Origin of the sequence: Citricoccus alkalitolerans (assembly GCF_039528175.1) — a bacterium.
GTDB classification, from domain to species: domain Bacteria; phylum Actinomycetota; class Actinomycetes; order Actinomycetales; family Micrococcaceae; genus Citricoccus; species Citricoccus alkalitolerans.
On the sequence record NZ_BAAALH010000002.1, the window covers coordinates 528,747 to 547,241 of the forward strand.

18 protein-coding genes are annotated in these 18,495 nt (G+C 68.2%); 11 read left to right on the top strand and 7 right to left on the bottom strand.

The window, feature by feature from the left end; genetic code table 11:
• The first annotated feature begins 18 nt into the window (after window positions 1-18).
• On the top strand, window positions 19-1,212 hold the full coding sequence (locus ABD134_RS08265) for an MFS transporter (RefSeq protein ID WP_344228541.1): 1,194 nt from the start codon (window positions 19-21) through the stop codon (window positions 1,210-1,212).
• Between the two features lie 143 nt (window positions 1,213-1,355).
• Entirely contained in the window at window positions 1,356-1,883 is a 528-nt protein-coding gene (locus tag ABD134_RS08270) for a septum formation family protein (RefSeq protein WP_344228543.1), read from the top strand.
• Here ABD134_RS08270 and ABD134_RS08275 read toward each other — a convergent pair.
• The 4 genes from ABD134_RS08275 to ABD134_RS08290 form a co-directional block, all read right to left on the bottom strand.
• Complete coding sequence (locus ABD134_RS08275) at window positions 1,873-3,636, bottom strand: MDR family MFS transporter (RefSeq protein WP_344228545.1); 1,764 nt, start codon at window positions 3,634-3,636, stop codon at window positions 1,873-1,875. The two genes, ABD134_RS08270 and ABD134_RS08275, sit on opposite strands and share 11 nt — an antisense overlap.
• Entirely contained in the window at window positions 3,633-4,262 is a 630-nt protein-coding gene (locus ABD134_RS08280; RefSeq protein WP_344228547.1) for a TetR/AcrR family transcriptional regulator, read from the bottom strand. The genes ABD134_RS08275 and ABD134_RS08280 overlap by 4 nt, the downstream gene beginning before the upstream one ends.
• A 113-nt stretch (window positions 4,263-4,375) precedes the next feature.
• Complete coding sequence (trxA, locus tag ABD134_RS08285; RefSeq protein WP_344228549.1) at window positions 4,376-4,846, bottom strand: thioredoxin; 471 nt, start codon at window positions 4,844-4,846, stop codon at window positions 4,376-4,378.
• A gap of 60 nt (window positions 4,847-4,906) precedes the next feature.
• Entirely contained in the window at window positions 4,907-5,422 is a 516-nt protein-coding gene (locus ABD134_RS08290) for a MarR family winged helix-turn-helix transcriptional regulator (RefSeq protein ID WP_344228551.1), read from the bottom strand.
• A 76-nt stretch (window positions 5,423-5,498) separates the two neighbouring features.
• On the opposite strand from ABD134_RS08290, the gene ABD134_RS08295 reads away from it, so the two are divergent.
• From ABD134_RS08295 to ABD134_RS08310, 4 genes are all read left to right on the top strand, one after another.
• Window positions 5,499-7,373, top strand: coding sequence for an ABC transporter ATP-binding protein (locus ABD134_RS08295; RefSeq protein ID WP_344228553.1), 1,875 nt, complete (start codon window positions 5,499-5,501; stop codon window positions 7,371-7,373).
• Between the two features lie 138 nt (window positions 7,374-7,511).
• On the top strand, window positions 7,512-9,740 hold the full coding sequence (locus ABD134_RS08300; protein ID WP_344228555.1) for a catalase: 2,229 nt from the start codon (window positions 7,512-7,514) through the stop codon (window positions 9,738-9,740).
• 130 nt (window positions 9,741-9,870) lie between these two features.
• Window positions 9,871-10,101, top strand: coding sequence for a DUF1648 domain-containing protein (locus ABD134_RS08305; RefSeq protein ID WP_344228557.1), 231 nt, complete (start codon window positions 9,871-9,873; stop codon window positions 10,099-10,101).
• The gene (locus ABD134_RS08310) at window positions 10,098-10,484 is read left to right on the top strand and encodes a hypothetical protein (protein ID WP_344228559.1); all 387 of its coding nucleotides are present in this window, start codon (window positions 10,098-10,100) and stop codon (window positions 10,482-10,484) included. The genes ABD134_RS08305 and ABD134_RS08310 overlap by 4 nt, the downstream gene beginning before the upstream one ends.
• 30 nt (window positions 10,485-10,514) lie before the next feature.
• Here the strand turns inward: ABD134_RS08310 and ABD134_RS08315 are convergent, their stop codons facing one another.
• Window positions 10,515-11,021, bottom strand: a complete 507-nt coding sequence (locus tag ABD134_RS08315; RefSeq protein WP_378108250.1) for a DUF4383 domain-containing protein — start codon at window positions 11,019-11,021, stop codon at window positions 10,515-10,517.
• Between the two features lie 188 nt (window positions 11,022-11,209).
• Between ABD134_RS08315 and ABD134_RS08320 the strand changes: the two genes are divergently transcribed.
• The 3 genes from ABD134_RS08320 to ABD134_RS08330 all read left to right on the top strand — a co-directional run bounded on the left by ABD134_RS08320 (window position 11,210) and on the right by ABD134_RS08330 (window position 14,141).
• A complete protein-coding gene (locus ABD134_RS08320; RefSeq protein WP_344228561.1) occupies window positions 11,210-11,953 on the top strand; it encodes an MBL fold metallo-hydrolase in 744 nt (247 codons plus the stop codon).
• 100 nt (window positions 11,954-12,053) lie between these two features.
• Complete coding sequence (locus ABD134_RS08325) at window positions 12,054-13,520, top strand: protein adenylyltransferase SelO (RefSeq protein WP_344228563.1); 1,467 nt, start codon at window positions 12,054-12,056, stop codon at window positions 13,518-13,520.
• Between the two features lie 45 nt (window positions 13,521-13,565).
• Window positions 13,566-14,141 carry a hemerythrin domain-containing protein gene (locus tag ABD134_RS08330; protein WP_344228564.1) on the top strand — a complete coding sequence of 192 codons (576 nt, stop codon included), beginning with the start codon at window positions 13,566-13,568 and terminating at the stop codon, window positions 14,139-14,141.
• 27 nt (window positions 14,142-14,168) lie between these two features.
• Here the strand turns inward: ABD134_RS08330 and ABD134_RS08335 are convergent, their stop codons facing one another.
• Together ABD134_RS08335 and ABD134_RS08340 are read right to left on the bottom strand one after the other, a co-directional pair.
• Entirely contained in the window at window positions 14,169-14,702 is a 534-nt protein-coding gene (locus ABD134_RS08335) for a metallophosphoesterase family protein (RefSeq protein ID WP_344228565.1), read from the bottom strand.
• A gap of 136 nt (window positions 14,703-14,838) precedes the next feature.
• Entirely contained in the window at window positions 14,839-15,963 is a 1,125-nt protein-coding gene (locus ABD134_RS08340; protein ID WP_344228566.1) for a YkvI family membrane protein, read from the bottom strand.
• A 647-nt stretch (window positions 15,964-16,610) separates the two neighbouring features.
• Between ABD134_RS08340 and ABD134_RS08345 the strand changes: the two genes are divergently transcribed.
• Both ABD134_RS08345 and ABD134_RS08350 read left to right on the top strand, forming a co-directional pair.
• On the top strand, window positions 16,611-17,939 hold the full coding sequence (locus ABD134_RS08345) for an O-acetylhomoserine aminocarboxypropyltransferase/cysteine synthase family protein (protein WP_344228568.1): 1,329 nt from the start codon (window positions 16,611-16,613) through the stop codon (window positions 17,937-17,939).
• Complete coding sequence (locus tag ABD134_RS08350) at window positions 17,936-18,451, top strand: CoA-binding protein (protein ID WP_344228570.1); 516 nt, start codon at window positions 17,936-17,938, stop codon at window positions 18,449-18,451. Before ABD134_RS08345 ends, ABD134_RS08350 begins: the two co-directional genes overlap by 4 nt.
• Window positions 18,452-18,495 lie beyond the last annotated feature (44 nt).

Below are 18,495 nucleotides of genomic sequence, written 5' to 3' on the forward strand. Positions count from 1 at the left end.
ATGCCGTAGCTTGTCCTGGTGAGGCACCCGAAGAACCCCCAGATGCCCGACGGCGGCGCACCAGGGCGCGTGCCCGCCTCGATCGCGCTGGCCTCCTTCACCTCCAGCGTGGACCGTTTCGCGGTCAGCCCGCTGCTGGTGTTCCTGGCCGTGGACCTGGGCGCCTCCCTGGAGGAGGCGGTGGCGGTGGCCGGGGCGTACTTCCTGGCGTACGGCTTCACGCAACCGCTCTGGGGTGGCCTCTCGGACCGGTTCGGGCGGATGCGGGTGATGCGGATCGCCCTGACCGGCTCCGTGGTGTTCGGCCTGCTCTCCGCAATCGCGCCCACCCTGCCGCTGCTCATCGTCTTCCGCTGCCTGACCGGCGCGTGCTTCGGCGGGGTCATCCCCACCGCCATCACCTTCATCGGGGACACCGTGCCCCCGCTGCGTCGCCAGGCCGCGTTGGCGGACAACATGGCGGCCATCGCGGTGGGGACGGCGATCGCGACGGCCGCGGCCGGCGTCGTAGGCGAGACTGTGGGCTGGCGGCTGATGTTCGCCCTCCCGCCGGTGCTGGCTGTCGGCTGCATCGTGGCCCTGTGGACCACTGCCGAACCCCCGCTGCCCGCCCGGAGGCCCCTGCTGGGGGCCTTCGCCGAGGCATTGCGGCACCGGTGGATGCTGGCGGTGATCGGCCTGGTGTTCGTGGAAGGGGCCGTGGTGCTGGGGTTGCTGACCCTGCTGGCGCCGGCGCTGCAGGACCAGGGCCTGGACGCGTCCGTGGCGGGCCTGGCCGTGGCTGCGTACGGGGTATCCACGCTGGCGTGCAGCCGGCTGGTCCGGCCCATCCTCCGCCGACTGTCCGTCCCGGCGACCATGGCCCTCGGCGGGGCGGGCATGGTGGCCGGCTACGCCGCCGTCGCCGTTCACGTCTCGGTGCCGACGGTCGCCTTCGCCGCCGCTGCGCTGGGCTGGACGTGGGCCCTGCTGCACACCTCGTTGCAGGTCTGGGCCACTGAGGTGCTGCCGGGGCTGCGCGGGACCGCCGTCGCCCTGTTCGCCGCATCCCTGTTCGCCGGCAGTTCGGTGGGCGCGCTGGTGGCGGGCCCCTTCGCCGACGCCGGCCAGTGGGGCTGGCTGTTCGGCGCCACGGCCGCTATGGCCGCGGTACTGCTGGGGCTCGTGGTGGTGGCGCAACGACGTTACCTGGGTTCCGTCCCGACGTCCTGACGTCCTGACACGGAGGCCATTCAGCAGGGACCACGCAGAATCCGTCCCCTGACATCGTATGATCCTGTGGTCATCACCGCTCATCGCCCCACGCCGGAATGCTCCCCCCGCCGGCGTCCAGGCTCACACCGAAGGTTCCGCACATGACCCTGTCTCGCCCTGCCCGCACCCTGGTTCCGGCCGCCGTGCTCGCCATCGGACTCCTGACCGTCACCGCCTGCTCCGCAGTCCCAGAGGGCGTGGACGAGGCCGGCCGGGCCTTCGGGGTCGAGCTCAACCCCGAGCGGAAGGACGCCGACAGCCTGCTGCCAGGTGAGTGCTTCATCGAGCCGGAGGCCGACGAGCTCATCGGCGTCAGCATGGTCGGCTGCGGCGAGGAGCATGACAACGAGGTGCTGCATGTGGTCACGGTCCCGGTCTCAGTGGAGTATCCGGGCGACGACCCCGAGAACTGGTGGGAACACGAACAGGTCTGCGCCGGCCAGGTCTTCGAGGACTACGTGGACGAGGTCTGGGAGGACTCACCGGATTGGAACTTCTACTCGCTCCTGCCCAGCGAGTACTCCTGGGCGAGCGGCGAGAGGAGGGTCCACTGCGTGCTGTACCGGATGGACGGCACCTCCTGGACCGGCAGCCCCTCCACGGGGAACACCCAGCTCGTCAGCGGCTGAGCACCTCGCTCCGGGCCGCCTTCCGATCCGCTGAGGGGGACGCGTCGGCCACGTGACCATCACCGTCCCGGGCGGGGATGGTGGCCCGGGCGGCCTCAGGCGAGACGATCGACATGCTTCCCGTGGCCAGCGGTTCAGTCTCGACCGAACGCTCGATCCGGGTGGCCAGTGGCTTCTGCTTCAGGAACATCAGCAGCACGGCGGCGAGCAGGCCCAGGGGCGCGATCCACAGGAAGATCGGGGTCAAGGCGTCGCTGTAGGCCGTGATCACCGTGTCATGGAGGGATTCCGGCAGTCCGGCGACGACCGCGGGGGTCAGCGAATCGGCGTTGCCCATCTGACCGGCTCCGGAGGCGGGCAAGCGCTCGGTGAACAGGTTGGCCAGGCGGGCGGCGAACAGGCTGCCGACCAGGGAGGAGCCCAGGGTGGCCCCGATCTGGCGGAAGTAGTTGTTCGAGGCGGTGGCCGTTCCGACCATGGAGATCGGGAAGGTGTTCTGCACGACCAGCACGAGGATCTGCATGGACAGGCCCAGGCCGATGCCAAGCAGGCCCAGGTAGGTGCAGGCCACCCACACCGGCTGATGCGGGTCCATCAGGGACAGCAGGCCCATGGCGATGGCGATGATGAAGGACCCTGCCACCGGGTACCACTTGTACTTCCCGTACTTGGAGACCAGTTGCCCCGAGACGGTCGAGGTGATGAGCATGGCTCCCATCATCGGGATCATCATGAGCCCGGCCACGGAGGCCTCCAGCCCGAAGGACATCTGCAGGTACGTGGGCATGTAGCCCAGGGCGCCGAACATCGCGACGCCGATGAACAGGCCGGAGATGGTGGTCAGCACGAAGTTGCGCTCCCGGAACAGGGTCATCGGGATCAGCGGCTCCGCGGTGCGACGCTCCACCAGCACGAAGGCGACGGCGGCCAGTACGAAGAGTGCGGCGAGCCCCAGGATCAGCGGGTCGGTCCACGCGTAGGTCCCGCCACCCCAGGTGGTCACGAGAACCATGGCCGTGGTGGCCACGGCGATCAGCGCCATGCCGCCCCAGTCCAGGGTCGGGCGCCCCCGGGTGTTGCGGGGCAGCTTGAGGAACACGATGGCCGCTAGCAGGGCCACCACGCCGATCGGGAGGTTGATCCAGAAGGCCCAGCGCCAGCCGGGACCATCCGTGAACCAGCCGCCGAGCAGGGGGCCGATCACCGAGGAGAGGGCGAAGACACCGCCCATGATGCCCATGTACTTGCCGCGCTCGCGGGCCGGAACCACGTCCGCGATGGCCGCTTGGGACAGGATCATCAAGCCGCCGCCGCCGAGTCCCTGGACAACACGGGCCACGATCAGAGTGCCCATGTCCGGGGCCAGGCCACCGACCACCGAGCCACCCATGAACACGGAGATGGCGAAGATCAGCAGTGGCTTGCGGCCGATCTGGTCACCGAGCTTGCCATAGATGGGCATGGCGATGGTGGTGGCCAGGATGAAGGCGGTGATGACCCAGACCATGCTGGAGACGCCGTTGAGCTCACCGACGATGGTGGGCAGAGCCGTGGAGAAGACCGTCTGGTTCAGGGAGGCCAGCAGCATGGCCAGCATGAGACCGATGAACAGCGGGACGAGCGTTCCCTTCGGAATCGCGGAACCGGGCGTGGCCGAGGGTGTGGCCGGGCCGGCGTCGGACACGGTCTTCTGGACCGGTGCGGCGGGGGCGGATGCGGACCCCTTGAGAGCATCCTCGGGGTGGTGGGTCATGAAAGCTTCCTATAAAGGTCCTGGTAGAGGTCAAGGGCATCGTCCACGGAGGACTGTTCGAGATATCCGCCCGCCCCGCCACGGGTCACGATGAGATAGCGCAGCGGGACGCCGGCTGCCATGGTGAGCATGCGGGCCGTCCGCTCCACGCTGTGGCCGTTGAGACCGCCGGACCACGCCGGATGGTCAGCCATGGCCGTGGCGATCATCTGATAGACGAGGTCCTCGCCCTGCATCATCATTTCCCGGCGACGCAACAGCAGGTGCGGGAACTTCTCGAAGAGTCTGCCCCGCCGATCGGCATCCCCCTCCGCGTACGTGCTCCGGCCGACCGTCAGTAGGAGTTCCGTGGTGCGGTGAATCAGCCCCGCTTCATCGAGGAAGTTCTCGGGGAGCTCCGGCGCACTGGGCGGCATCACGCCGAGAATGGCGTCTTCCTTGGTGGGGAAGTAATTGAAGAACGTCCGCTGCGAGATTCCGGCCTCGCTGGCGATGGCCTCGACGGTGACGTGCTTGGTGTCGTCATCGAGGGCGAGCTCCGCGGCAGCGTCATGGATGGCGTGCCAGGTCTCGGTCTTCTTGCGCTCGCGAAGGGACGTCGAAGCGGGGGAATCCATGGGGGGCATGCGTCTATTTTTGCACAACTGCACTTATTGCGCAACTGCAAAATTGCAGTGATGCAGCTCACTGTAATTCACTCACTGCAATTCAACAGGGCCGGCAGGCGGCCCGGAGTCACCTACCGCCCATGCAGGGCGTTCAACTGGTTCGCCGCAGACTTGATGGACTCCTCGGCGGAGGGCTCCTGGGCCCGGCCTTCCTGCGGACCACCCTCCTGGCCCCTCTGCTGCCCAGCCTGCCCCTCCGCCATGCGGCGCACCTCGGCGATCTTCAGGCCCTTGACCTGGTCCAGCAGCTCTCCGAGGACAGACCCTGGCAGGGCTCCGGCCCGGGAGAAGACCAGAACGCCGCCACGGAAGGCCATCAGCGTGGGAATGGACGTGATGCCGGCCATCGCGGCCAGCTGCTGCTCGGCCTCAGTGTCCACCTTGGCGAACACCACGTCGGGGTATTGCTCGGAGGCGGCCTCGAATACGGGGGCGAACTGGCGGCACGGGCCGCACCACGCCGCCCAGAAGTCGACGAGGACGGTCTCATTCTCGGCAACGGCGGTCCCGAAGGTGTCTACGGTGAGGTCAACGGTGGCCATGGGGCTCCTGTCAGAAGAGGGGTCGGAATCTACACCCCACAACCCGTCCAACCCTGTCCGCTATTCCTGGGCGCGCGCCAACTCGGTCAGCAGCCGGGCCAACTCGGCCTGGTCCCGCTGGGACAAGACCGAGAAGTAGTCGCCCGCCTCCCGGCGCCGAGCCTCGCGGACCTCTTCCCGCAGGCCGACGCCGGCCCCGGACAGGCTGATGCGCGTGGCCCGGCGGTCCGCGGGGTCGGGGCGACGCTCCACGAGACCCTTGGCCTCCAATTGATCGATGACCTCCGTGGCCGAGCGTGGGGCGATCCGCAGTCGGTCGGCGATGTCCTTCAGGCGCAGGCCCTCCTCGACGTGCCGACCCGCCTCCTCACACCGACGATGCTCAGCACACGCACCGTGACCATCCGGCCCATGCCCGTGGGCGCCACCACCCACGGCCTGCAGGGCCCGGAACTGATACGGCGTCAGATCGAAGGGGGCCAGTTGATGACTCCACCGGTGGCGCAGCCGGCGGAAGGCGGCGTGCATGAGGTCGCCGAGGTCGGGGGTCTCGGCCGCGGGGCCACCAGCAGTCATGCCCCTCATTCTACGCGATTATTGACGCCCAACCTCTTAGTGAGGTAACCTCTCTATGTCTCCTGAAGGGAGGACCATGAGCACCCCAGCCCTCCACACCCCGTCCGACCCGCCCAGCGGTGGCGGTCGCGGACCGGCACGGGTCGATCCGGCCGACAAGGACCAACTGCAGCGCCACCCCGTGTCCCTGCGCCGCATCGCGGCGCTCTTCGCCCCGCACAAGGTGACCATCGCCGTCGTCGTACTGTTGATCTCCGTCTCCTCGGTGGTCAATCTCGCCCAGCCGTTCCTGGTCCGCGGGGTGATCGATGACGCCCTGCCGCACCAGAACCTCCCCCTCTTGGCCGTCCTGGCCGGCTCGATGGTCGCCGTGGCGGCAGTGACCGCCGTGATCGGCGTGGTCCAGACGTGGATGGCCACGCAGATGGGCCAACGGGTCATGCACACGCTGCGCGTCAAGCTCTTCACACACCTGCAGCAGCAGTCGCTGGGATTCTTCACCAGGACCCGCGGTGGTGAGGTCCAGTCCCGCCTGACGCATGACATCGCGGGCATGCAGTCCGTGGTCACCTCCACCGCCACGGGAGTCGCCACCAACCTGACCACCACGGTGGCCACCGCCGTCGCCATGGTGGCCCTGTCCCCGCAGCTCTCGCTGATCTCCCTGGTGGTGCTGCCGCCGGCCATCTGGCTCTCTCGCCGGGTGGCCCTGATCCGCCGCGCCGTCACCGCCGAACGCCAAGAGACGCTCGCCGCGCTGCACACCCAGGTGGAGGAAGGCCTCTCCGTCTCCGGCGTGCGCCTGGCCAAGACCCTCGGCACCACCGAGCGGGATGCCGGCCGCTTCACCGATCGCTCCGAGGCGCTCGTGGGCCTGGAGATGCGATCCCAGCTGGCCGGCCGCTGGCGGATGGCGACCATGCAGATCATCTTCGCCGCCATCCCCGCCGTGATCTACCTGGCCGCCGGCTTCCCGGCAACCTCCGGCGGCATGACCATCGGTACGCTCGTGGCGTTCACCGCCCTGCAGGGCACCGTGTTCCGCCCCGTTATGGGCCTACTGAACATCGGCGTCCAGTGGGTCACTGCGCTGGCCTTCTTCTCACGCATCTTCGAATACCTCGACCTTGATCCCGAGTTGAAGCCGCCTGCCTCCCCCGCCGCGATCGAGCCGAACCAGGTCCGCGGTGAGGTCCGCTTCGAGAACGTCTCCTTCTCCTACGACGGCGGCGCCGGGCGGGTGCTTGACAGCATCGACCTGGTGATCCCGGCTGGAACGTCCACGGCCGTCGTCGGCCCCACCGGGTCCGGCAAGTCCACGCTGGCCGGGCTCCTCGCCCGGCTCTACGACGCCACCACCGGCCGCGTCACGATCGACGGGACCAACGTCAGGGACATCGCCCCGCAGGACCTGGCGAGGATCGTCGGGGTGGTCTCCCAGGAGACCTATCTGGTCCACGCCTCCGTGCGGGAGAACCTGCTCCTGGCGGACCCGGAGGCCACCGATGCCCGCCTCTGGGAGGTCCTCGGCGCCGCCTCGCTGGCAGACACCGTCGCGGCCCTGCCCGAGGGGTTGGACACCCTGGTCGGCGCCCGCGGCCACCGATTCTCCGGCGGCGAACAGCAGCGGCTGGCCATCGCCCGGACCATCCTGCGTGATCCCCCCGTGCTGGTCCTGGACGAGGCGACCTCGGCCTTGGACAACACCACCGAGGCCCGCGTGCAGGCCGCCCTGGACCGTCTCTCCGTGGGCCGCACCACGCTGGTGATCGCCCACCGCCTGTCCACCGTCACCGAGGCAGGCCAGATCGTGGTGCTCGACGCCGGCCGAATCGTGGAGCAGGGCAGCCCGGCTACGCTCCTGGCGAGCAGCGGCCCCTTCGCCCTCCTCGCCGCCCGAGGCGGACAGCCATGGGCCGCGGCCCTCAGATCGCCAGTCGCTACGGGCTAGCCAGGCCACCCGGGACCGTGCCTAGGGTGGCCACGGACCCACCCAGTCCTGCAGTCCGGGACCACGTCCCGCACGGCGGCGTCGGCGCCCTCCGCGTCACAGGTCACGGCCTGCAGAACCCGACGAAAGGCCAGGCCCATGCCCGAGCAGCAGCCTCAGATCCCCGGCTCCCCCGGCGGCACCGAACCCCCCGTCGAGGAGCCCACCACGCCGGCCGGGCCACTGCCACCCCAGCCGGACCAGTCCGGGCCGGCCACGGTCTCACCGACCGGCCAGGAGACCGGTACACCTCAGGAGAAGATGGCGCAGGCAGGGAAGTTCCTGACCACCGCGCACGGGGCCCGCCTCAGAGACTCAGACCATTCGTTGAAGGCCGGCAACCGTGGGCCCATCCTGCTTCAAGATCACCATTTCCGGGAGAAGATCAGCCACTTCGATCATGAGCGGATCCCGGAGCGGGTGGTGCATGCACGCGGCGCGGGTGCCCACGGCACGTTCCGGGGCTACGGCACGGCCTCGAAGCTCAGCATGGCGGGGGTGTTCGCCCAGGACAAGGAGACGGAGGTGTTCGTCCGCTTCTCCACCGTGGTCGGCTCTCGCGGGTCATCGGACCTGGCCCGGGACACCCGGGGCTTCGCGACCAAGTTCTACACGGATGAGGGCACCTGGGATCTGGTCGGCAACAACATCCCGGTGTTCTTCATCCAGGACGCCCTCAAGTTCCCGGACGTGGCGCACGCCGTCAAACCGCACCCGGACCGGGAGATCCCCCAAGCGCAGTCTGCCCATGACACGTTCTGGGACTTCGTCTCCCTGCACACCGAGGCCCAGCACCACACCATGTGGAATATGGCGGACCGCGGCATCCCCCGCTCCTATCGGATGATGGAGGGCTTCGGCGTCCACACCTTCCGCCTCGTCGCCCAGGACGGCTCCACCGTGCTGGTGAAGTTCCATTGGAAGCCCAAGCTGGGCGTGCACTCGGTCACCTGGGAGGAGGCCCAGATCATCAGCGGTGCGGATCCGGATTTCCACCGCCGGGACCTCGCCGACGCCATCGAGGCCGGGGCGTTCCCCGAGTGGGAGCTGGGTGTGCAGGTCTTCGAGGACACCGAGGACCAGATGTTCGCCGGGATCGACCTGCTCGATCCCACCAAGATCGTCCCGGAGGAACTGGTGCCGGTGGAGCCGATCGGCCTGATGACCCTGCACCACAACCCGTCCAACTACTTCGCCGAGACGGAGCAGGTGGCGTTCAACCCGAACAACCTCGTGCCCGGCATCGACGTCACCAATGACCCGCTGTTGCAGGGACGCCTGTTCTCATACCTGGACACCCAGATCACCCGCCTCGGCGGGCCGAACTGGAACCAGCTGCCCATCAACCGTCCGCACGCCGCGGTGAACGACATGCTGAGGGACGGCATGCACCAGACAGCGGTGCACGCCGGGGTGGCCCCCTACCGGCCGAATTCGCTGGACGGCGGCAATCCCTTCGAGACGCCCGACGGCGACCGGCCCTTCATCGATCATCCCGCCCCGGTGTCCGCCTCGGTGAAGGAACGGGCCCTGCCGGCCTCTTTCGACGACCACTTCAGCCAGGTCCGGCTGTTCTTCCGGTCCCTCTCCGAGGTGGAGAAGGAACACGTGGCGCAGGCCTACACCTTCGAACTCGGAAAGTGCTACGAACAGGCCATCCGCGAGCGCCAGCTGAAGGCCCTGGCCGCGATCGATCCCACCTTGGCGCAGGTCGTCGCGGACGGGTTGGGCCTGCCGGTGCCGAAGCCGGCGGAGTCTCCGGCCGACGTCGTGCCGTCCCCGGCGCTGTCCCAGGTGGGCCGGGAATGGCCGATCGACGGACGGCAAGTGGGCATCGTGGTCGGGCCGGAGGTGGATGCCGGCGAACTGTCCGGGGCGGTCACCGCGGTGCACCAGGCCGGGTTGGTGCCGCTGGTCATCGCGCCGAGCGGCGGAGAGGCCGCCACGCGGCTGCTGGGCAAGGACCTGGTGGCCCAACGCACCTACCTCACCGCCCGGTCCATCGAGTTCGACGCCGTCCTGGTCGCCTCCGCGACGCCGCCGGCCCCGGACGCCGCCAACGGCCTCGACAGCAAGGTCGGAGCCTCCTCTCCGGAGGGCATCGATCCGCGCGTCTCCCTGCTGCTGGGCGAAGTGTGGCGCCAGGCCAAGGCCATCGGCGCCTACGGGGCCGGCGAGGATGTGCTCCGGACGGCCGGGTATCTGGAGGGAGCCGGCGTCGTCACCGGTGCCGGAGGCGAGGAAGCGGTCCAGCAGCTGCTGCGCCTGATGCCCGCGCACCGGGTCTGGGAGCGGTTCCCAACAACGGGCCGCTTCGCCACCACCTGATCCTGGCCCTCTCCACTCCGACCCCACCCTCCGGCCCGCCGCCGGTCACCGCGCCGCCCATCGGCGCCTGACCAGCGGCGGGCCGGTCAGTGAGTCGGGAGGTGCCACGTCGGCCCGGTGAGGATCGGGAGTGACCGACGACGACAGCCCCACCCTGCCCGGACTCCGCCAGGGCAGTTCAGCTGCGTGGCTCCCGTTCGTCCTGTCTTTGATTGCGCTGGCCGCCATCGTCATCTGGGGACTCCGGATCTATCCCGACCTGCCCGAGACCATTCCCACGCACTGGGGCTCCGGAGGGGTACCCGATGCCTGGGAGGAGAAGTCCTTCGGAACCGTGTTCATGGCTGGATCTCCCTGTTGACCGTGCTGCTCGTCGGGTACCTGGGCGTCCAGGGCTGGATCACGCCGGACGAGGTCTCTCTCCAGTGGCCGATGGCCCTCTACCTCGTCCTGATCTTCGTGATGATCTTCCTGCCCTACCGGCGCTGGAGCCGCTGGGCCGACGCCCAGGCTGGCGAGCACGGCTTCACTCCCACCGCGGATGAACAGGCCGAGGAGAGACTCTGGCTCCCCGGGGGGATCTACAACAATCCGGATGAGCCCTTGATCTTGGTCTCCAAGCGGGAGGGCTACGGCACCGGCGCCACCATCAACGTGGGCAACCGGGCCGGCGGGACCGCCGCGATCGTGTTCCTTGTCGTGATCGTGGGCGGCCCCTTGGCACTGGTCTTCGCGGTGGCCTGATGCGCCACCTCCTCTCGCCTCGGCCCGGTGTCAGCGCGGCCCCACCCGATCAGGCCGATTAGGCCGATCAGAGGAGAACCGTGGCAGGAAGGACAGAGCCACCATCGTCACGCCCAGGCCCAGATGCAGCCAATTGTCGGCGTCATTGAGAGGCACGAAGTTCGCGGGTGAGTCGTGGCCGATGAACAGGCCGTACAACCACAGCACCAGGTAGATCACGCCGCCCCACAACAGGTAGTGCCGCGCCATGGGCCCTGTTCGGGCCAGGGCGAGTCCGGCGATGCCGTAGAGCAGGTGGACGACGTTGTGCAGGATGGAGACCTGGAAGACTCCCATCAGCATGGCTTCGGAGTGGTGTCCGGCGAACTGAAGGGTCTCGTAGTTGGTGGTCAGGCCGGGGATGAATCCGGCGATGCCGACCAGCAGGAAGACGACTCCGTACACCATGGCGACGATCTGGACGGGGCTGCGACCAGCCCTGCCCTCGCCTGCTGCAGGGCGTGCGGGTGTGGTGGGATGCTGCGACGACGTGGACATGACGGTTCCTTTCGTCAGGCGTGAATTCCACAGGCGGTTGGCCGTAGTCCGATGATGACGCAGTGGCGCAACAGGGTGAAGATCTCGAAGGCGATGAGATCCCGGAGGCGCGGACCGGCCCTTCCCTACACCCAGGGGCAGGTGACTACGGTGGACCGCGGACACGGACACCGCATCCAGGAGAGACCATGTTCACCCCAGATATCGCCCCCGGCGTGCACCTCATCGAGCATGGCAACGTCAACTGCTACCTCGTGGAGGATGAGGAGGGCCTGACCCTTGTCGATGCCGGATTGCCGGGGGTCTGGACGGAGTTGGGCCAGGCGATCCGCGTCGTCGGTCGACGGCCGGAGGACGTGAAGGCTTTGGTGCTCACTCACGCCCACTTCGACCACGTGGGCGTCGCGCGGCGCCTGGTCCAACGGCTGGGGTTACCGGTGTACGGCCACCGGGACGAGCGCACGCTGGCAGCCCACCCCTACCGGTACGCCCATGAGAACCCCCGGGCCACCTATCCGCTGAAGCACCCGCGGGCCGTGCCGATCCTGACCTCCATGCTGTTCGCTGGCGCCCTGGGCGTGAGGGGCGTCCACGTCACGAACGAGCTGGATCCCTCCGCTCCGGTGCCCGTTCCAGGACGCCCCCTGGTGATCGCCAGTCCGGGGCACACCGCCGGCCACTGTGCACTCCACCTGCCCGAGCGGGACGTCCTGTTGACCGGTGACGCCCTGGTGACGCTGGACCCGTACACCGGGGAGACCGGGCCCAGGATCGTCGCCGGGGCGGCCACCGCGGACAGCGAACTGGCCCTACGGAGCCTGGACGCCCTCGCCCAGACGGGGGCCGGCACGGTCCTGACCGGCCATGGCCGGCCCTGGACTGGGGGCATCGAAGGCGCTGTGGCCGAGGCACGTCGCCACGGGTGCTCCTGATCTGATGACCCGATGAGTACAGCCCTCTTGGGAGCGATCGGGCGAACTTCACGACGACGGACCCTCGTTTCCCGACGCGACGCCCGGATACGGTGGGAGCGTGAGCCGGATCCCGCAACCCACCCTGTCCCTGCAGGCGAACTTCGCCTCCGATCTGCCGGAACTGTCCATCCCGTGGCAGGCCGAGGAGACCCCCGAGCCGCGACTGCTGGTGGTCAATGAACCGTTGGCCGCCGATCTCGGCCTGGACCCTGAGTGGCTTCGCAGCCAGGACGGCATCGGCCTCCTGACCGGCAACCGCGTGCCCGAGGATGCCGCGCCCGTGGCCCAGGCGTACGCGGGACACCAGTTCGGCTCCTACGTTCCCCGGCTGGGCGACGGCCGAGCCCTGTTGCTGGGCGAGATCACGGACAGCGGCGGCCACCGGCGTGATATCCACCTCAAGGGTTCCGGGCGCACGCCCTTCGCCCGCGGCGGGGACGGGAGGGCCGTGGTCGGGCCGATGCTCCGGGAGTACCTCGTCAGCGAGGCCATGCATGGACTCGGCATCCCCACCACCCGTTCGCTGGCCGTCGTCGCCACCGGCCGGACCGTTTTGCGCGAGGAGGGTCCGATGCGGGGAGCCGTACTCGCCCGCGTGGCGGCCAGCCACCTGCGCGTGGGCAGCTTCCAGTACGCCCGCAACCATGAGGACCCTGCCGTCCTCCGCCGCCTGATGGACCAGGCCGTGGCCCTGCACCATCCGACGGCGGCTCAGGACGCCAACCCGTCGCTGTCCCTGCTGCGCGGAGTCATGAAGGCGCAGGCCGGCCTGGTGGCCCAGTGGCTCCTGGTCGGGTTCGTGCACGGGGTGATGAACACAGACAACATGACCATCTCCGGAGAGACCATCGACTACGGCCCCTGCGCTTTCATGGACGCCTTCGACCGCAACGCCGTCTACAGCTCCATCGACACCGGCGGGCGGTATGCCTACGGGAATCAGCCGGCGGTCGCCCAGTGGAACCTGGCTCGCTTCGCCGAAGCCCTGCTGCCGCTGTTGCACGAAGACCAGGACCAGGCCGTCTCCCTGGCCACGGAGGCCCTGGGAGAGTTCCCCCGGGAGTTCGGGACGGCCTTCTCGGCCGGAATGCGCCGCAAGCTGGGCTTGCCCGCGGACGCTCCGGATGAAGCCGTGGGCCCGCTGATCGATGACCTGCTCGCCCTACTGCACCAGGACCACGTGGATTACACCCAGTTCTTCCGCCACCTGGGCCAAGCCGCCCGCAAGGATCTGGGCCCGGTGCGGGACGTGTTCACCGACCGGCCCACCCTCGACTCCTGGCTTGAACGCTGGCAGTCCTTCATCCCGGATCCCGAGTCCATGGAACGCGCGAATCCGGTCTACATCCCCCGCAACCATCTGGTCGAGGAGGCCCTCAACGCCGCGACGGCCGGTGACCTGGCGCCTTTGCACCGCCTGCTGGAGGCCGTGAGCGACCCCTTCCACGAGCGCCCCGGATTTGAGCGCTACGCCGGGCCCCCGCCCGAGGACTTCGGCCGGTACCGCACCTACTGCGGGACGTGAACGGAACTCAGACCACAGTAAGACCGACTCAAGGAGGGCCGCCTGATGGCGGAGACATCACAGCATGGCCACCGCGCCGACGTCGTGGACATCCTGACTACGGATCACCGGGAGATGTTGGATCTGCTGCGACGGATTCCGGACACCACCGATCCCGCTGAGCGGCGGGACCTCGCCGATGCAGTCATCGCCGAGGTGATGCGCCACGCCGTGGCCGAGGAGATGTACGTCTACCCGGCCATGGAGGAGCACCTCCCCCAGGGCGCGGAGGAGGTCGAGCATGACAAGAAGGAGCACGACGAGCTCGTGACCGTCATGAAGCAGCTGGAGGATGCCGACTCCGCCGACCAGGCGTTCCTGGACCTCGTCCGGCAGATGACGGACATGTTGAGCCACCACATCGAGGATGAGGAGGCCGAACAGTTCCCGAAGCTGCGAACCAGCATCCCGGCGGACCAGCTGGTGGACCTGGGGACCAAGGTGGACAACGCCAAGAAGCTGGCCCCGACCCGCCCCCACCCCCATGCTCCGCACTCAGAGCTGTTCCACAAGACGGTGGGGCCAGGCGTGGGCATGGTGGACCGGCTCCGGGACCTGCTCACCTCGCGGAATACGAACTAGGTGACGTTCGCCCGGACGGACAGACCGTCAGGGCTCCCGGTCCACGGCGACCAGCCGGACCTCCACCAGCCTCCCGCCCTGCACCGCAGCGGTCATCAGGGTGCACTCGGGTTGCCGTCGGCGGTCCGTGGGCGAACCCGGATTCAGCAGTCGCAGGCCAGGGTTCGCGGTAGCCTCTCCGGCCACCGAGTCCCAAGGGATATGGCTGTGGCCGAAGACGAGGACATCGTCCTCCGGAAATGCGGTGGCCATCCGCTGCTCCCGGCCGCGGGCCGCCCCGGTCTCGTGGGTGATGGCGAACCGAACGCCTTCGATCTCCACGCGCGCGATCTCCGGCAATCGTCGGCGCAACTCCTCGCCATCGTTGTTGCCCCACACACCCACCAGGCGGCGCGCACGGGCCTGGAGCTCGTCCAGCACCTCCGGGACCTGCCAGTCTCCGGCATGGAACACGACGTCGGCCGCCTCCACGGCCTGCCACACCTGCGCGGGCAGGGCGCGCGCCCTGCGCGGGACATGCGTGTCGGCCAGCAGCAGAAGGCGGACCGGGGTGGAGGGCATGCCCATACGCTAGCGGCCTCCGATCGGTCCGCAGGACGTTGATGGGTCACGACTCTGCCCGGGTGTGCTGGGGGCGCGGGTCGTGTACTTCCAGCCCGCGACGGGGTCCGCATGTACCGCTACACGGGCGGGATGATCACAACTCGGCGCGTCGGACCGTGCGCGTCACCGTCTTCATGATCATGAGCGCCAGCAGCAGGATGCCCACGTAGCCGTTGATCACATAGACGATATTGACCATCTGGTCGAACGGCAGGACCAGACCGATGACGGTTCCCAGGGCGGCCAGCCCCAGTGTGAGGAACTTATAGGAGCCGGTCGTGTCTGCGAAGAACCGGGAGGACACGGTCCACAGTAGCGGGACCGCCGTGGTGTAGATGCCGGTCAGGATGATCACTGCGAAGCCGGCGGCCAGCCACGGGGCGGCATCGGCAGCGAGGACGAGCATCGGGATCTGGGTGCCAGCCACTGCCTCGAGGTTCGCCAGCAGGCCAAGTCCGACGATGACGCAGGCCACGGAGAAGACCACGCCGCCGGCCACACCGCCGCTGGCAGCCTCCCGCCGGCTGCGGGCCGTCTTGCCTAGGGCCGTCAGGAAAGCCGCGAGCCACAGCATGCAGAAACCCACATAGGACAGTCCGGCCATGAACCAGTTGGTGGAGGCCTGGGTCAACTCCAGTCCCGGCAGGAGGGCCACGCCATCAGCGATCCCCTCTGGGTTGCGGACGATCCCTAGGATGCCCAGGGCAATGGCGATGACCACGATCAGCGGCCCTACCTTGCCGATCACGTCCACCAGGCTCTTCAACCCGAACCAGACGGTGATGCCCACGACCGCTGCCAGGCCGATTCCGCCCACGTACCTGGACAGCCCGTATTGCTCCTGAAAGACCGCACCGGCGCCGGCGACCATCACCGTGAAGGACAGGAAGACGAAGAGGATCGAGAAGTAGTCGAAGAATGTCCCCAGGTAGCGCCCGCAGTAATATTGGAAAATCCGCGAGGGTCGATCAAACTTCTTCGCCTGGCCGACCACGAAGAACTCCACGCAAACATAGGTGATGAGTACCAGGACCAACAGGCCGGTGCCGAAGATCCCCCAGTATCCATAGGAGGTGAAGTACTGCAGGATCTCCTGGCCGGTGGCGAAGCCCGAACCGATGAGGAACGCAATGATCGCGCCTGCATAGGTGAGAACCCGAAGTGCGCTGGTTCTCTCCCCGGTCGCCAGATACGTACTGGTTGGAGTGGTCTGTGCCATAGGAGTGCCTCCTGAGAAGGGTGATGGGACTGAGACTCACCATCCGCGATTCGGATGGACAAGCTCGGCGCGGAACACAGGACGGCTGAGCGAAGCGCGGCGGGCACGAACATGGTCAGCGAACCACCAGCCAGTCTCCGGTGTTCATAGGTCGATACTTCGATGGGATCGGCAAGGGACCCACATCCGCACCGCAGGACGAAACGACTGTGGAGAGGATCTACTTCGCGACCTGCAACGACATGGCACCCGAGGGAGGATGCCGCAGGATGATTCCCCTGGAGTTCACCGCCCAGTCGCCACTTGATATATCAACTGACACGGAACGATATGTCACAGGTGTGACCGAGTCAACACTTTGCTGCGGACCATGAGAGAGGCATCTGCTCACTCCGCGGTGCGCTCTTGCAGTACACCGGCCACAAGGGAGCCGATCCGCCCCGATGGTCGAGGTGCTTACCGGATTCGCAGGTGGCCCTTGGTGCGTCAACGTGCCATCCACCCCCAGGTCATCTTTCGACCCCCAGTTAAGGCGAACGGGCCGGCGTCGGGAACAATGAAGGCAACGGGAGAGTTGCGCCAGTCACCGCCACCCGGCAATACCTGGCGCACTGCACCCCGACCCTGTACCTGCTGGAAGGATCCCCGTGGCAGAACACCAGTTCGGCTTCCGTACCCGCGCGCTGCATGCTGGCGCCGTCCCTGATGCCGTGCACGGCTCCCGCGCCGTGCCGATCCACCAGACGACCTCCTATGTCTTCGAGTCCGCTCAGGATGCCGCGAACCTCTTCGCGCTGCAGAAGTACGGCAACATCTACTCCCGCATCGGCAATCCCACGGTCGCCGCCTTCGAGGAGCGCATGGCGGCGCTGGAGGGGGGCATCGGGGCGGTCGCGACGGCGTCCGGCATGTCCGCCGAGTTCGTGACCTTCGCCGCGCTGGCTGGCGCCGGGGACCACATCGTTGCCTCGTCCAAGCTCTATGGCGGCACCATCACGCAGCTCGATGTCTCGCTGCGCCGCTTCGGGGTGGAGACCACCTTCGTGGACTCGATGGAGGCAGCGGACTTCGAGGCCGCCATCCAGCCGAACACGAAGGCCGTCTACACGGAGATCGTGGCCAACCCCTCGGGGGACATCGTGGATCTGCCGGGGTTGGCCCGTGTGGCCCACGCCGCCGGGGTGCCGCTGATCGTGGACGCCACCCTGACCCCGCCGTACCTGATCCGCCCCTTCGAGCACGGCGCGGACATCGTCATCCACTCCGCCACCAAGTTCCTCGGCGGCCACGGCACCACCCTGGGCGGCGTCGTCGTCGAGTCCGGGCTGTTCCCGTGGGACAACGGCAAGTTCCCGGCCATGACCGAGCCCGTGCCCTCGTACGGTGGCGTCTCCTGGTGGGGCAACTTCGGCGAGTACGGATTCCTGACCAAGCTGCGCTCCGAGCAGCTGCGCGATTTCGGCCCCGCCCTGCCGCCGGCCTCCGCCCAGCAGCTGATGCTCGGCATCGAGACCCTGGCCCAGCGCATGGACGCCCACCTGGCCAACGCCCAACGGGTGGCCGAGTGGCTCGAGGCCGACCATCGCATCTCCTGGGTGAACTTCGCCGGCCTGCCCTCCCACCCGCACCACGAGCGCGGCAAGGAATTGCTCCCGCTGGGTGTGGGCTCCGTGTTCAGCTTCGGGGTCAAGGGAGGGCGCGACGCCGGCGCCTCCTTCATCTCGCACCTCCAGTTGGCCAGCCACCTGGCCAACATCGGCGATGCGAAGACCCTCGTCCTGCACCCCGCCTCCACCACGCACCAGCAGCTGAGCGCTGAGCAGCTCGTCTCCGCGGGCGTTCCGGAGGACCTGATCCGCCTGTCCGTGGGCATCGAGGACGTGGAGGACATCCTCTGGGACCTGGACCAGGCCCTCGAGGCCGCCGTGAACGGCGCCGCCAGCACTGTCCCCGCCACCGAGGAGGCCTCCGCATGAGCACCGCACTGCCTGACCGCACCTGGACCGGCCCGTCCGCACCCGAGCGCCTGCGCCTGCTGCGGGAGGCCAAGTCCATCGCCATCGTCGGCGCCTCGGACAAGCCGGCCCGCGCGTCCTACTTCGTGGCGACCTACCTGAACAGTTCGACCACGTTCGACCTGTACTTCATCAACCCGATCCTCGCCGAGAAGGGCACCGAGATCCTCGGCCACCGGGTCTACGCCTCACTGGCCGACCTGCCAGTGGTGCCGGATCTGGTGGAGGTCTTCCGCAAGGCCGAGGACACCCCCGACATCGTGGAGGAGGCCCGTGCCATCGGTGCGAAGACCGTCTGGCTGCAGCTGGGCATCTGGAACGAGGAGGCCGCCCACGCGGCCGAATCGGGCGGGATGAACATGGTCATGGACCGTTGCGTGAAGATCGAGCACGCCCGCTTCCACGGGGGCCTGAACCTGGCCGGATTCAACACCGGGGTGATCTCCTCCCGGCGGCAGCAGCTGGACCATTAGAGGGCTACCGGCCTCCCGGCCACCGCGCGCCTCCGGCTCCGGAT

Bases quoted from the DNA above. Each gene is read 5' to 3' on its own strand.
- ABD134_RS08295 (WP_344228553.1), top strand. From the start codon at position 5,499: ATGAGCACCCCAGCCCTCCACACCCCGTCCGACCCGCCCAGCGGTGGC.
- ABD134_RS08340 (WP_344228566.1), bottom strand. From the start codon at position 15,963: ATGGCACAGACCACTCCAACCAGTACGTATCTGGCGACCGGGGAGAGA.
- ABD134_RS08270 (WP_344228543.1), top strand. From the start codon at position 1,356: ATGACCCTGTCTCGCCCTGCCCGCACCCTGGTTCCGGCCGCCGTGCTC.
- ABD134_RS08290 (WP_344228551.1), bottom strand. From the start codon at position 5,422: ATGACTGCTGGTGGCCCCGCGGCCGAGACCCCCGACCTCGGCGACCTC.
- ABD134_RS08280 (WP_344228547.1), bottom strand. From the start codon at position 4,262: ATGCCCCCCATGGATTCCCCCGCTTCGACGTCCCTTCGCGAGCGCAAG.
- ABD134_RS08335 (WP_344228565.1), bottom strand. From the start codon at position 14,702: ATGCCCTCCACCCCGGTCCGCCTTCTGCTGCTGGCCGACACGCATGTC.
- trxA (WP_344228549.1), bottom strand. From the start codon at position 4,846: ATGGCCACCGTTGACCTCACCGTAGACACCTTCGGGACCGCCGTTGCC.
- ABD134_RS08320 (WP_344228561.1), top strand. From the start codon at position 11,210: ATGTTCACCCCAGATATCGCCCCCGGCGTGCACCTCATCGAGCATGGC.
- ABD134_RS08300 (WP_344228555.1), top strand. From the start codon at position 7,512: ATGCCCGAGCAGCAGCCTCAGATCCCCGGCTCCCCCGGCGGCACCGAA.
- ABD134_RS08275 (WP_344228545.1), bottom strand. From the start codon at position 3,636: ATGACCCACCACCCCGAGGATGCTCTCAAGGGGTCCGCATCCGCCCCC.
- ABD134_RS08350 (WP_344228570.1), top strand. From the start codon at position 17,936: ATGAGCACCGCACTGCCTGACCGCACCTGGACCGGCCCGTCCGCACCC.
- ABD134_RS08330 (WP_344228564.1), top strand. From the start codon at position 13,566: ATGGCGGAGACATCACAGCATGGCCACCGCGCCGACGTCGTGGACATC.
- ABD134_RS08315 (WP_378108250.1), bottom strand. From the start codon at position 11,021: ATGTCCACGTCGTCGCAGCATCCCACCACACCCGCACGCCCTGCAGCA.